8 protein-coding genes are annotated in these 13,726 nt (G+C 45.4%); 4 read left to right on the forward strand and 4 right to left on the reverse strand.

All coding sequences use genetic code 11. The features are described 5' to 3' along the window. The first annotated feature begins 145 nt into the window (after window positions 1-145). The 3 genes from PHEP_RS10915 to PHEP_RS10925 are packed head-to-tail and all read left to right on the forward strand — an operon-like array spanning window position 146 to window position 3,961. Complete coding sequence (locus PHEP_RS10915; protein WP_015808018.1) at window positions 146-1,192, forward strand: DUF6807 domain-containing protein; 1,047 nt, start codon at window positions 146-148, stop codon at window positions 1,190-1,192. A gap of 35 nt (window positions 1,193-1,227) precedes the next feature. Further along, on the forward strand, window positions 1,228-2,589 hold the full coding sequence (locus tag PHEP_RS10920; protein WP_015808019.1) for a 3-keto-disaccharide hydrolase: 1,362 nt from the start codon (window positions 1,228-1,230) through the stop codon (window positions 2,587-2,589). A 13-nt stretch (window positions 2,590-2,602) separates the two neighbouring features. Further along, window positions 2,603-3,961, forward strand: a complete 1,359-nt coding sequence (locus PHEP_RS10925; RefSeq protein ID WP_015808020.1) for a Gfo/Idh/MocA family protein — start codon at window positions 2,603-2,605, stop codon at window positions 3,959-3,961. A 184-nt stretch (window positions 3,962-4,145) separates the two neighbouring features. On the opposite strand, the gene PHEP_RS10930 is transcribed toward PHEP_RS10925, so the two are convergent. From PHEP_RS10930 to PHEP_RS10945, 4 genes are all read right to left on the reverse strand, one after another. Next, window positions 4,146-5,831: a sodium/sugar symporter gene (locus tag PHEP_RS10930; protein WP_015808021.1), complete on the reverse strand. Its 1,686-nt coding sequence runs from the start codon at window positions 5,829-5,831 to the stop codon at window positions 4,146-4,148. Window positions 5,832-5,937: 106 nt separating this feature from the next. Then, a complete protein-coding gene (locus PHEP_RS10935) occupies window positions 5,938-7,908 on the reverse strand; it encodes a membrane protein (RefSeq protein WP_015808022.1) in 1,971 nt (656 codons plus the stop codon). Window positions 7,909-7,924: 16 nt separating this feature from the next. Continuing rightward, window positions 7,925-9,361, reverse strand: a complete 1,437-nt coding sequence (locus PHEP_RS10940; protein ID WP_015808023.1) for a 3-keto-disaccharide hydrolase — start codon at window positions 9,359-9,361, stop codon at window positions 7,925-7,927. Between the two features lie 175 nt (window positions 9,362-9,536). Then, entirely contained in the window at window positions 9,537-10,727 is a 1,191-nt protein-coding gene (locus tag PHEP_RS10945) for an MFS transporter (RefSeq protein ID WP_015808024.1), read from the reverse strand. A 105-nt stretch (window positions 10,728-10,832) separates the two neighbouring features. Here PHEP_RS10945 and PHEP_RS10950 point away from each other — a divergent pair, with 105 nt between their 5' ends. Further along, window positions 10,833-13,559, forward strand: a complete 2,727-nt coding sequence (locus PHEP_RS10950) for a PQQ-dependent sugar dehydrogenase (protein ID WP_015808025.1) — start codon at window positions 10,833-10,835, stop codon at window positions 13,557-13,559. The last annotated feature ends 167 nt before the right edge of the window (window positions 13,560-13,726 follow it).

Genomic DNA, 13,726 nt, shown 5'->3' on the forward strand with positions numbered 1-13,726 from the left:
TTACTCAATCGTTTTCGTAATTTTTTTAGTGACAGGGCGAGATTTGTGACCTGATTGTATTTTAAGAAGGGTATATTTAGCTACGAACTTAGCCTTGTGCGGGTTATTTATTTGTGCTTTTGCTAACCAATTTTAACCAGATATAATGAAGAAGAACCTGATTGCTGTTTGTTGTTGTATACTTAGCGCACATTCGATTGCACAAACAAAAAAAGTGAACTTTATAGCTGATGCAGCACATCAAAAAGTGGATGTGTTGGTAGACGGCAAGCCTTTTACCAGTTTTTTATACCCGGATAACCTTGAAAAACCCATTCTTTATCCTTTAATTACAGCCAGCGGACTTACGGTAACGCGTGGTTTTCCTTTGGAAAAGCGTGGCAATGAACGTACTGACCACCCCCATCATGTAGGCTTGTGGCTGAACTACGAGAGTGTGAACGGCCTGGATTTCTGGAACAATTCCTATAACATCCCTGCAGACAAAAAATCGAAGTATGGCTGGATCAGAAATGTGAAGGTAGAAAAGCTGCAGGAAAATAAAAATAATGGATATTTAGTGTATTCGGCCAATTGGGAAAGACAGGATAAGCGGGTTTTGCTGAAAGAAGCCACTGTTTTTGAATTTAGCGGCACAGCCGGTACACGGACAATAGACCGGACCACTACCCTGACCGCCCAGCAGGATACTGTATATTTTAAAGACATTAAAGATGGCATGCTGGGTTTAAGGGTAACCAAGGAGCTGGAGCTGCCATCGGATAAAGAAGAGAGCTATACGGACAACAATGGGATTGTGACCAAAATATCGCCTGCCAAAAATGGGGCAAACGGTACTTACCTGACCAGTGAAGGGAAAAAAGGAAATGATGCCTGGGGAACAAGGGGTAAATGGTGTATGCTATATGGCCGGAAAGACGGTCAGCCGGTATCGATCACGATAATTGACCACCCTAAGAACCCGGGTTATCCTACCTACTGGCATGCCCGTGATTATGGCTTGTTTGCCGCCAATCCGCTTGGACAGGCTATTTTTAGCAATGGTAAGGAAAGTCTGAACCTGACTTTGAAACCGGGTGAATCGGTTACTTTCCGGTACCGGGTGCTGATTAGCTCTGGTCAGCAACAAACTGCGGCGGAACTGGACAAACAGGCGGTTGATTTCAGCAGTCAAAAGTCTTTTAAATATTAACAGCGTAAACAATTAACCAAGAACAATAAACATTAATGAAAACCTCACAATTATTAATTTTAACAGGTTTGCTGTTTGGCAGCACCGCAGGTACTTTACAGGCACAAGGCGGGAAATGGCAAAACCTTTTTAACGGCAAAGACCTGAAGGGCTGGAAACAGTTAAATGGAAAGGCAAAATACGAAGTTGTAAACGGGGAAATCGTAGGTACTACGGTACGCGATACGCCCAATTCTTTCCTGGCTACAGAGAAGAACTATGGTGATTTTATTTTTGAAGTAGAATTGCTGGTAGACAATTCCATGAACTCGGGCATACAGTTCAGGAGTGAAAGTAAGGCCGACTATAAAGAAGGCAGGGTGCATGGTTATCAGATGGAGGTAGATCCTTCTGACAGGGCCTACAGTGGCGGCATTTATGATGAGGCCCGTCGTGGCTGGCTGTATCCGATGGACATTAACCCTGCAGGTAAAACAGCTTTTAAAAAGGGGGAATGGAACAAATACCACATCGAATGCATTGGCAATTCGATCAGGACCTGGGTAAATGGTGTGCCTACGGCTAATGTAGTTGACGATATGACCTCCTCAGGTTTTATTGCCCTGCAGGTACATGCTATTGGTAAAAATGATGAGCCGGGTAAACAGATCAGGTGGAGGAACATCCGTATCCAGACAGAAAACCTGAAGCCTGCAAAAGCAGACCATATATTTGTGGTGAACATGATCCCCAATAACCTGTCGCCTGCCGAAAAAGTAAACGGATACAGCCTGTTATGGGATGGTAAGACCAGTAATGGCTGGAAAGGTGCCTATAAGCCTGGTTTTCCTGAAAAGGGATGGGAGATTAAAGATGGGGTGCTGAGTGTACTGAAGTCCAACGGTGCGGAATCGACCAATGGCGGTGACATTGTAACGGTTAAACAATACGGTGCTTTTGAAATGAAGTTTGATTTTAAACTTACTGAAGGTGCAAATAGCGGGGTTAAGTATTTTGTTACCCTTACTGAAGGCAATAAAGGTTCGGCGATTGGGCTGGAGTATCAGATACTGGATGATGAGAGACATCCGGATGCCAAACTGGGCAAAAACGGTAACCGTAAACTGGGTTCTTTGTATGACCTGATCACCAGCAAAAAAATACCCAATGCACAAAGGAAAATCGGCGAATGGAACAAAGGGGTAATTAAGGTATATCCCAACAATAAGGTTGAATATTATTTAAACGGATTTAAGATCCTTGAATATGTACGGGGATCGGCCGAGTTTGAGGCATTGGTTGCAGAAAGCAAATATAAGAACTGGAAAAATTTTGGTATGGCGCCTAAAGGCCATATCCTGCTCCAGGACCATGGCGACAGTGTATCCTTCAGAAGTATTAAATTAAAAGAACTATAAAATATTAGCGATCATGTTAGATTCAAGAAGAAAATTTATCAAACAATCTGCCATAGCCGCGGCAGGAACTTATTTGGGAACAATGGGTTTGAGCGCGAAGAGTTATGGAAATATTATTGGGGCCAACGACCGGGTAAGGGTTGGTGTGGTCGGTTTTTCTGACCGCTTTAAGAGTTCCCTCCTTCCCTCTTTTTTAAACCACAACAAAGAACTGAATTTTGACATTGTAGCGGTTTCTGACCTTTGGAATTACCGCAGGGGTTTGGGTGTAGAGCATTTGAAATCGAAATTTGGCCATGACATTACGGCCTGCCGCAACAATGATGAACTGTATGGTTTAAAGGATATTGATGCGGTGATTGTGAGTACTGCAGATTTTCAGCATGCTACCCACTGTGCCGAAGGCGTAAACAACAAATGTGATGTGTATTGCGAAAAGCCTTTTGCGGAGACGATGGAAGATGCACGTATGGCATTGAAGGCCGTTAAAGCTTCTAAACAGATTGTCCAGATTGGTTCTCAGCGGAGGAGCGGCAACAATTACAAGGCTGCCGAGCGCTTTATTAAGGATGGCAAGTTTGGCGACATTACCATGGTGGAGCTGAGCTGGAATGTGAACCAGCCGGGACGCTGGCGCAGACCAGAGCTTGTGGCCATGCTGAAACAGGAGGATACCGACTGGAAGCGCTTTTTGATTAACCGCCCTTTTGAAGAATGGGATCCGCGTAAGTATCTGGAGTATCGTCTTTTCTGGCCGTATTCTTCGGGTATGCCCGGACAGTGGATGTCGCACCAGATTGATACTGTGCATTGGTTTACCGACCTGAAGCACCCAAGAAGTGTGGTGGCCAACGGGGGTATTTACCAGTGGAAAGATGGCCGCAGGAACTGGGACACCACCACAGCTGTATTTGATTATGGTAAGCCGAATGATCCTAACAATGGTTTCCAGGTGATATTTACTTCAAGGATGCACAATGGTGATGAGAACCCGGCAGAGATCTATTACTCGAACGGCGGTGAACTGAACCTGAACACGAATATGGTTTCACCTAAAGGTGGTTTAACCGCAAAAGCTGCTGCAGCCATGAACATGAAGCCAAACCTGTTGCCTGAGTTGAAGCTGAGTGACATGACGGAGAAAGTTGCTGCATCGGCCGATACCGGTGGCGATAAGCTGACCTCTGCACATATGCGCAACTGGATGGAATGTGTGAGGAGCAGAAAGCAGACCAATGCGCCTGTTGAGGCTGGATATTATCATTCTATTGCGAACATTATGACGAATGCTGCAGTGAGGACGGGTAAGAAAGCAGTGTTTGATGAGAAAACGCAGGAAGTAATGGTAGATGGGAAGGTGTTTAAGTACTAATTTGAAATTTTTAATGACTCTTCATCAGCTGCATAATTGCGCTGAAGAAGCGCAAAGATGCCAGGCTGCTTCTGAGCATTAGAAAATTTCAGGTAGTGCTTAAACAAAAAGGAGTATATAAATAAAGCGGGCTGTTCATTTGAACAGCCCGCTTTATTTATATTGCTTATCTAATTTTAAAACCTTACCAGAAGGCAGAATAAAGTGCCACCAGCATGGCCACAATAATCAATGCCCCTACTGCAAATGAAGTGGAAACGCGAAACATTTTCGGATCTACTTCCAGTCCGTTAGGGATGATGCCGTTTCTGTTTTCATAGATACTGATGAAATACATACCGATTACACATACGGCAAATACGATCAGCATCCTGTCCATAAATGGCATTTCAAATACACCTGCAGAATTGGCTACTGCCCATCCGTATTCATGTAAGAAGGAAAGATCTACCCATCCCGGCAGGAACTTAAGGAGCACGGAAACAATAAAGCCGCCTACCGTGGCAAATAAGGCTGCGTTTGAAGTGGTCTTTTTCCAGAAAAAGCCCAGGATGAACATGGCAAAAATACCCGGAGACACAAAACCTGTGTATTCCTGAATGTACTGGAAGCCCTGTTTACCCTCGCCCATTAAGGCATCACCAACAATTAATGAAAGCACTACGGCCAGCAGCATGGATACGATTACCGTAATTTTCCCTACGTTGACCAATGTACCTTCCCCAGCATTGGTATTGAAGGCTTTTTTATAGATATCTAATGTAAATATAGTGGCAATGCTGTTGGCTTTTCCGGCAAGGGAAGCAACGATGGCAGCGGTTAAGGCGGCAAATGACAAACCTTTTAAACCGATGGGCAATAAGCCCAGTAAGGCCGGATACGCTTTGTTGGGATCCTGTACACCTGAAGAGGTAAGCAGATCGCTGCCGCTGATACCCGGGATTTTCTCTTTAATGATATAATATACCGCTATACCTGGGATAACAACAATAACCGGCATCAGCATTTTAAGGAAGGCGGCAAACAAAAGGCCTGATCTGGCAACGGGCAGGGATGCACCCAGTGCCCTTTGGGTAATGTACTGGTTACAGCCCCAATAGCTCAGGTTGGCAATCCACATACCACCAATCAATACGCTGAGTCCCGGAAGGTCCATATAATTGGGATCGTCCTTTTTAAAGATGAGGTGGAAATGCTCGGAGGCCCCATCGGTGAGGATGGCAAAGCCTTTTACGATACCCTGCTGACCTGAGATCAGGTTGAGGGCAATATAAGTGGCTACCAAACCGCCCAGTACCAGGAAGAATACCTGGATCACATCGGTATAGCCGATGACCTTCATCCCCCCCAGGGTAATGATGATGGCAAAAACTGCCAGGCCAAGGATACATGCCGTGATGTTTAACCCGGATATACCACTGATGGCCAGTGCACCGAGGTACAGGATAGACATCAGGTTAACCACTATATACAGCATGAGCCAGAATACAGCCATGATCATGGCTACTTTTTCGTTGTAACGCTGACTTAAAAACTGGGGCATGGTAAAGATCTTGTTCTTCAGGTAAACCGGCATAAAGAACACGGCCACAATGATCAATGTTGCTGCAGCCATCCATTCGTAGGCCGAAATGGCCAGTCCGAGTTTAAATCCGGAGCCACTCATCCCGATCATCTGTTCGGCAGAGATATTTGAGGCAATCAGCGAGGCGCCAATGGCCCACCAGGTGAGCGAACCCTCGGCAAGAAAATAATCTTTTGAATCGGCAGCAGCTGATTTCTTTTTATAATAGATCCAGAAACCGTAGCTGGATACTATTAAAAAATAAACTAGAAATACGATGTAATCGTATTTGTGGAGTGTGTTCATGGTCGTTTATATTGATTATATGGTTAAAATGTAAATATTTATTGGATTTTGGTTTTGCATAAGGAGATTAAGCCAATATGGTAAACAACAATGCCAAATTCTTTAATTATTTTAATGAATTGATATAAGCTGCAATTTTTAGCCCGTCTGCTTTGGAAACCTGGGGCATTGGCGGCATTTCTGTGGCATAGCCCGGCCAGTTCTCTGGCTTAGGGTTATGGATGAGCTGCAGGATCTTTTCATTGGAATAGTTTCGTTTTGCCACATCAGCAAAGGCTGGTCCGACCTGCTTTTTTACAGGGTTGTGGCAGGCCAGACAGGTATAGCTGGCGAGCAGGCCTTTTACCTCATTATAGGTAGGTGTCTTGGCACTGGCCACAGCTTTTGTTTCAACTGTTTTTTTGGCGGCTGTTTCGGGTTTTGCTTTGCTGTCTGCAGTTCCTTTTTTTGTCTTTGCAGCAGGTGCGACACTGGCTACAGGATCATTTGCCGAATTTTTGGTACTGAGCTCACTGATTGCCAGTTTTTCTCCGGAAGGAATGTTGTTTAAGGTATAGTATGCTACAGGATGCACCACAGAATAGAAGTTTTGCTTTTCGCGGATACCGTTTACATAAATGGTATGGATATAGTACTGGCGGAGGTTGTTGACCACAATCCGGGCCTTTAAACCGTCGGCCGAGACTTTAACGCCTTTTATTTTTAATGTTTCTTTATTTACAGGTGGTGAACCATATACCGGCTGGTATTTGTAGATAAAGCTTTCTACGTTGTATGAGGCAATGTCCTGTGCTGATTTCAGATCGACCGGGCTGGTGAACTCTATTTCAAAACCATCGGGCATGGCCCTTACGGCCTTCATTTCAAAAGGTATTTTGTTGTTGTATACCAGACGTTCGAGGCCTTCGTTGGCATCGCCAGCGGAGCCCCAGCCACGGTTGGTCTCGCCAACAAACAAAGAGCCATCCTGGTCCCAGGCCATTCTTAGCACACCGGAACGGAAGCCTGCCCTGAACAGAAATGCTGCTCCCTGCTCTTCTCCGTTAACTTTTTCCATAAAGACCCTTGAGATAATGCTCATGCCCTGGTCGCCAATTAACAATTGTCCTTCAAAGGGACCAAAATTTCCTTTAGGGATTTTTACCGGTTCGGATGTGGATATGCCCAGGATGCCGTAAGGCAACCATACTGCGGGTAAACGCAGATCAGGAAAAACTTTCTTCATGTCGAAGAGTGTTTTAAAGTTCTCGTTTACCCTGTTCTCAGGTTTAAGGTATTTACCATTGTCGTCTTTTATCCTTCTTTCATCCATTTTGGAGTAGAAAAATTCGGAAGAGAGCTTTAAAGGAGAATCGTTCCTTTTGGTCCAGATCAGACTGGCTGGATGGCCCATAAAATCTCCTTCATTTACTTTCCAGATACCACCGGAGCCTACCCAGTCGCCCTGGTTCTCTGTATAATACAATTGTCCGTCAATCACATTTAAGCCTGCCGGAGAACGCATACCTGCAGCCCAGGGCCTCATTTTCCCGTCTTCGGTGATGTTCATGGCCCATCCGCGCATGGGTACCCTGCTTTCTGCACGCCACCATTCCTGACTGCCAAAGGCAACATTGCCCGTAACGAAGAAAGAGCCATCGGGTGCTATTTTGGGGCCGAAGCTATATTCATGGTAGTGTCCGCTTAAGGGCCAGGCATAAATGGTTTCATATACATCGGCTTTGCCGTCCATATTTTTATCTATGAGTTTGGTCAGTTCTCCCCTTTGGGCTACATAAAAAGCCCCGTCTTTATAGGCAAGCCCGAGGATTTCATGCAAACCGGTTGCGAATTTGCGGAAATAAGGCTGGCTGCCGGTTGGGTTTTCTACTATGAATACATCGCCCCTGCGGGTGGATATGCCCAGGTCGCCATTGGGCAGGGTAACCAGTCCCCCTACTTCCAATATGGTACCTTCCGGTACCCTTACTTTCATTATTTTAAAAAAATCTTCTTCTTTTGGTGTTTCCTGGGCTCCTGCTGTTGTAAAACTGAAGCTCAAAGCCAGCATGGCCAGCATTTTATAAGTACGTTTCATAATTTGTTAAGCCGCATTAGAATGAGATGGAATATTTTAATTTGCTACCCAGTAAGATGATCATTTCTTTTTTGCCATCCGCATCCCTGATGATGGGTTTGGCCGTTGTTTCGTTAAGATCAAGGTAAAAAGACTGCCCGTCTACCAGATAAAGCCCATTTGAAAGTTCCTGGATATCGGCTGCACTGGCCAGTAAAACATAGAGGTTTGCTAATGGTTTATCTATGCTTAAGGTTCTGATGAGGCCCTGGCCATCCTGGCTTACTTTAATGGCATCTGTAACCTGTGCGCCGTAAATGTTGTATTTGAATTCGGGCCGGTCTTCCGCGTCCATCACATAACCTTTGGTACGGAAACCTGTTCCGGTACTGTCTGCCGGCCAGGTATCTTTCGTACTGTTCAGCTGAGCCACCGCAGGGATCAGCTTAGTGCTGAACAAGGTTACTGCGCCACGGGGCTTGGAGGTGCCGTTGCCCCTGCCATCCCACATTGGAGTGGCGTCTACAAAATTGCCACGCCAGCCGTATACCAGCAGGCCATTGTCGAGATCGTAACTGTAATGTACCTGTTTAGGGCTGCCAACAGATATGGCATGTACCACCCTGAGTCCGGGAAGGACATCTACAAAACTGCGGATCATGGTATTGACAGCTGCATCTATAAAGATGGGGTCGGGCGCGGGCTTACCTTTTTGAACGGCATTGGACTGATTGCCGGGCAGCTTTGATATTTTAATGTTCTTAAAAGCGACCGGACCATGATCACCCTGAAAACGAAGGGGGCCTGTTGCTTTTTCCTGCCCCATGGCACCTCTTGTAGGACCAAACAGTTCCACATTGTCCTGAATAAGCACTCCGTTTAAAGTGATACCGAGTATTCTGGCATTTGCTGTCTTTATACCCGATGGATTGAACTGAGCTGCCTGAAAGGCAATTTTAAGGTGCTGCCATAAGCCGGGGGCCCTGGCTACATTCTGACGGGGGGCATATCCCCCATAACCTTTCTGACCTTCAGGTTTGCTTTCATCCCAGCGTTCGTAAATGCCGCCATTATCGGCAGATGTTGGGTTGGTTACCGCCCAGGAATCCCTAAGCTGGATTTCGTAATTTCCCTGTAAATAGATGCCGGAGTTGGAACCCCTGGCCATGAGGTAATCCAGTTCCAGTACGATGTTGCCATGCTGGGCTTTGGTAAACAGATCAGCTCCCTGAGCTTTCTTTTCGGGGTTGTTGACGAGGATACCGGTTCCTGGTGTGATTTTTAAGGAATTGTCGGCCTTCAGGTTGGCTGTAACTTTACTGGCCGTTGTCCAGCTTTTGGCTGGGGCATTAAACGCAGACAGCTCATTGAGGCTGATTTCGGGCAGATCGGTGAGTTCCTGTCCGAAGGTTAAAGTGGTTCCAAACAGCCACAAAAATGCAGTTGTTCCAAACTTTAAAACGTTTAGGTTCATATTGGTGTGTATGGTTTATTAAATAAATGTAACAAAATCCTCTCTTGCGAGACAAATTTTTGAAAAATGATTTTGTTATACGTTTTTAGTTAAACCGAATAAAAGCTGGTTTAAAGTGTTTTTAAAGCTGTTTTTTGTGCTTTGAAATGTGGAAAATAATATTGTACTTTTTACACTAACTGCCATTTTTAGGAGAAATGTACTGCTTTGTCCGGTAAAAAAACTGAAGGTAAACCAGGGCAATCAGTGTAATGCCTGTACAGCAGTAAAAAGTTACAGGGATCATGCGGATATTGTCTATAAACAACCAGCCGGCAAGGAGTGCACCCAAACCAATACCAGCTTCGAGGGCAATGTACATGGTGGCCATGGCCTTACCCCTTTGTGTGGGTTCGCTCAGGTCTACCGTCCAGGCCGTTGCTGTTGGCGAGAGCATACCTGTAGCCACCCCATATAAAGCAGATGCCATCATCAGGGTAAAAGAAGAACTGGCTATGGCGATCAGCATCAGGGATACAGCCAGCAGGCCGAGGGATATTCTTAAAATGAGTGTACGGCCATACCTGTCGGATGCCTTACCGGCCACAAAGCGGATCAATAAAGAAGTGAGCGTAAAAACCATAAAGAACAGACCTTTGTTACTGGTGCCCAGGTGTGCACTCCAATCGGATATGACCGTGAGTATGGAGCCATAGCTGATGTAACTTAAAAAGATGATCACCACGGCCGGGATCACCCGCCATTCAATGATGTCTTTTTTATTGATCTTTAAATGTGCTGCGCGGAATTTTTGTTTGCCTGGCAGGGTTTCTTTCATGTTGGCCAGGATAACAATGGAAAGCAGGGCAAATAAAGAAGAACAGTAAAACAGCACATTGATGCTGTAATGATCGGTGATGGTACTGCCAATTGCGGGGCCAATGGCCAGGCCGGTGCTAAAACATACACCATGTACCCCCATCGCCTCGCCCCATTTTCCTGGAGGAACCAGATCGGCCACATAGGCGGCCGTAGCGGTAGGCTTAAAGCCTGTAGAGAAACCATGTATTAACCTGAGGAACAGAAATCCGGCAATGGTAGTGAGGAGCGGATAAAGAAAACCGCATAAAAAACAAACCAGTGAGCCCACTGCCATTACCGGTACACGGCCAATGGTATCCGTGAGTTTACCACTGAAAGGTCTGGATATTCCGGCAGTGAGTGTAAACAGTGCAATAATGAGCCCTTTATACGCTGCGCCCCCCATTGCGGTTAAATAAGCAGGAAGTTCGGGGATGAGCATATTAAAGCTGGCAGAAAAAAGGAAAGAGCTTAAACAAACGAGACCGAACTGAAGGGTATAAATTGAATGGGAAGATGGCTGCATGAAAGGGATAAATATCGGGCCAAAGATAAAGCTTTAATTTGTTACTTGTGGCTAAGTGATTATTGATATCTTAGTAGAGACCAATATATACGCAAACATCAATTGATGAAGACATTATTTACATTGACACTTTCAGGGATTACCTTCCTGCTGCTGTTCCTGTTTGGACCTGCTCCTACAGCTGAAAAACGTTTTGAACACCCCGGGATTGTACAGCATCCATTGAATATAGATACACCGGACCAGCGCAGATTTGTGAAGGTTGACCTGGTAAAAGGAAAGTTTACCGAGCCTACGGAAATGGCGGTACTGCCCAATCTGGATATCCTTGTAGCACAGCGCAGGGGCGAAATTATGCTTTATAAGCAGCAGAGCAGGACTTTAAAAGAAGTACTTAAGCTGGATGTTTACTTTAAAACCACGGTATCGAATGTAAATGCTGAAGAAGGTTTGCTGGGCATTGCCCCTGATCCGAACTTTGCCGCAAACCAGTACATATATGTTTTTTACAGTCCCTTTAAAACTTCAGTAAACCGTTTGTCGCGTTTTAAACTGGTTAACGACCGGATCAACCCGGCTTCAGAAAAGAAGGTCCTGGAGTTTTATTCGCAGAGAGAGATCTGCTGCCATACTGGTGGCTCTATTGCTTTTGGGCCGGATGGCCTGTTGTATGTATCTACAGGCGACAACTCCACTCCTTTCGATGTGCCTAAACAAACCTATGTAAATAAGGGCTATGCGCCTTTGGACAACCGTCCCGGATTACATCAATATGATGCGCGCAGATCGGCAGGGAATACCAATGACCTTAGGGGTAAAATATTGAGGATTAGGGTAAAAGCTGATGGTACTTATAGTATTCCTGATCGTAATCTGTTTCCAAAAAATGAACCTAAAACCAAGCCTGAGATTTATGTAATGGGTGACAGGAATCCTTACAGGATATCGGTAGACCAGAAAACAGGCTTTTTATACTGGGGCGAGGTTGGGCCGGATGCCTCTGCAGATAATGAACTGAGGGGCCCAAGGGGTTATGATGAAATTAACCAGGCCCGGAAGGCCGGGAATTTTGGCTGGCCTTTATTTATTGCGAACAATTATCCTTATAGGGCCTTTGATTATACGAATGGACAAAGCGGGGCGGCTTTTGATGCTTTGGCGCCGGTGAACAACTCGCCTAACAATACCGGTTTAACCCAACTGCCAAAAGCAGAACCAGCTTATATCTGGTATGCCTACGGGGCTTCATCCGAATTTCCACAGGTAGGCGCAGGTGGGCGGACAGCTATGGCGGGCCCGGTTTACCATACCAAGACCGGACTGAACCCTTATCCGGCTTATTACAATGGCAAGCTGATCATTTATGATTGGGTAAGGGGTTGGGTAAAAGCCGTAAGTATGTCGCCCGAAGGTGATTACCTGGGTATGGAACCTTTTCTGAGCAATATTTCCCTTTCTGCCCCTATTGACATGGAATTAGGCCCGGATGGTAAATTATATGTTCTGGAGTATGGTAAGGGCTGGTTTACCAAAAACCCGGATGCAGGTATTTCGAGGATTGATTACCTTAAGGGGAACCGTCCTCCGGTGATGGAAAAATTTGAAGTGCTGCAAACGAGCGGTTTGTTGCCTTATAAGCTGCTGGCGAGCGTAAAAGCCAACGATCCGGATGGCGATGCCCTTACTTATGTATGGAGCCTGGGCAAAGGGGTTAAAAAAACAACCAATAAGCCGGAGCTGGAATATACTTTTACAAAGGCCGGAGAATATCCGGTTAGTGTGAAGGTGGTTGATGCCTCAGGTGCTGTTGTTTCCAGTAATGTTGTCCCTGTTTTTGCCGGGAATGAACAACCAAAGATTGACATTCAGCTTTCCGGAAACAAAAGTTTTTATTTTCCCGGCATACCTGTTGACTATAAGGTATTGGTTTCGGATAAGGGGGCAGCAGTTCATAAAAACAGGGTATACATCTCCAGTACGTATACAGAAGGGCTGGACCTGGCCGGTGCCCAGCTTGGGCACCAGGAAGCCGCACAAACCCTGGTGGGTAAATCTTTAATGCTGAAAGCAGATTGCAGTACCTGCCATAAAATTGCGGCAACCTCCATAGGCCCTGCGTTTACCAGGGTCTCGGCTAAATACCAGCAGAACAATAAAGCGGTAACTTACCTTAGCGGTAAAGTGATGAAGGGAAGCAGTGGTGTATGGGGTGAAGTGCCTATGCCTGCACACGCTACCATGAAGGAAACAGAAGTAAGACAGATTGTAGAATGGATCATGTCGCTGGCCGCAAAAGCCAGTGGGGCCCCTTCCCTGCCTATGCAGGGTAAAATTATACCTCCGGCTACGGTAAATACCAATAAACCGGTGCTGAGCCTAAAGGCTACTTATGCAGATATGGGCATGGCCGGCGTAAGGTCGTTGAGCAGTACCAGTGTAGTTAACCTGCGCAGTAATGTCATTGATGTAAAGGATATTACTGATATTTCACAGTTTTCGCGCCGTGACATTTCTGGTGAGATAGAATTGCTTTTGCCAAAAAATACGGGCTGGATTAAGTTGAAACAAATTGATCTTAAGGGGATTACTTCTTTTTTACCACAGGTTAAAACCATGGCGCAGGAAGTAGATTATGAAGTAGAGATGAAACTGGATAACCAGAATGGGGTATCGGTAGGTAAGGGCCTGCTCTCTGGAAAAAATATTGCTGTTGATGCGGTTGCCGATGGAAAGTTGCATGATGTTTTTATCACTTTTAAAGGAACAACGAAGGATATAAAGGAGAGGCCGTTGCTGCAAGAGGTTGTTTTAAAAGGAAAAGGGTCGAAATAAGGGTCAAAATAAGCCATTCTGTTCAGCGTCTGGAACAAGTGGCGCTGAAGGGCGCCAATTATTCCTAGGTCGCTTCACAGAAGGCATATTTTGTTTCAAGCATGGCGGATAGGAATATCTCTATTATTTCTTAAGTGATACACTCGCTATTCAAACAAAATATGCCT

This window comes from Pedobacter heparinus DSM 2366 (assembly GCF_000023825.1).
GTDB lineage: Bacteria > Bacteroidota > Bacteroidia > Sphingobacteriales > Sphingobacteriaceae > Pedobacter > Pedobacter heparinus.

Bases quoted from the DNA above. Each gene is read 5' to 3' on its own strand.
- PHEP_RS10935 (WP_015808022.1), bottom strand. From the start codon at position 7,908: ATGAAACGTACTTATAAAATGCTGGCCATGCTGGCTTTGAGCTTCAGT.
- PHEP_RS10925 (WP_015808020.1), top strand. From the start codon at position 2,603: ATGTTAGATTCAAGAAGAAAATTTATCAAACAATCTGCCATAGCCGCG.
- PHEP_RS10945 (WP_015808024.1), bottom strand. From the start codon at position 10,727: ATGCAGCCATCTTCCCATTCAATTTATACCCTTCAGTTCGGTCTCGTT.
- PHEP_RS10930 (WP_015808021.1), bottom strand. From the start codon at position 5,831: ATGAACACACTCCACAAATACGATTACATCGTATTTCTAGTTTATTTT.
- PHEP_RS10950 (WP_015808025.1), top strand. From the start codon at position 10,833: ATGAAGACATTATTTACATTGACACTTTCAGGGATTACCTTCCTGCTG.
- PHEP_RS10920 (WP_015808019.1), top strand. From the start codon at position 1,228: ATGAAAACCTCACAATTATTAATTTTAACAGGTTTGCTGTTTGGCAGC.
- PHEP_RS10940 (WP_015808023.1), bottom strand. From the start codon at position 9,361: ATGAACCTAAACGTTTTAAAGTTTGGAACAACTGCATTTTTGTGGCTG.
- PHEP_RS10915 (WP_015808018.1), top strand. From the start codon at position 146: ATGAAGAAGAACCTGATTGCTGTTTGTTGTTGTATACTTAGCGCACAT.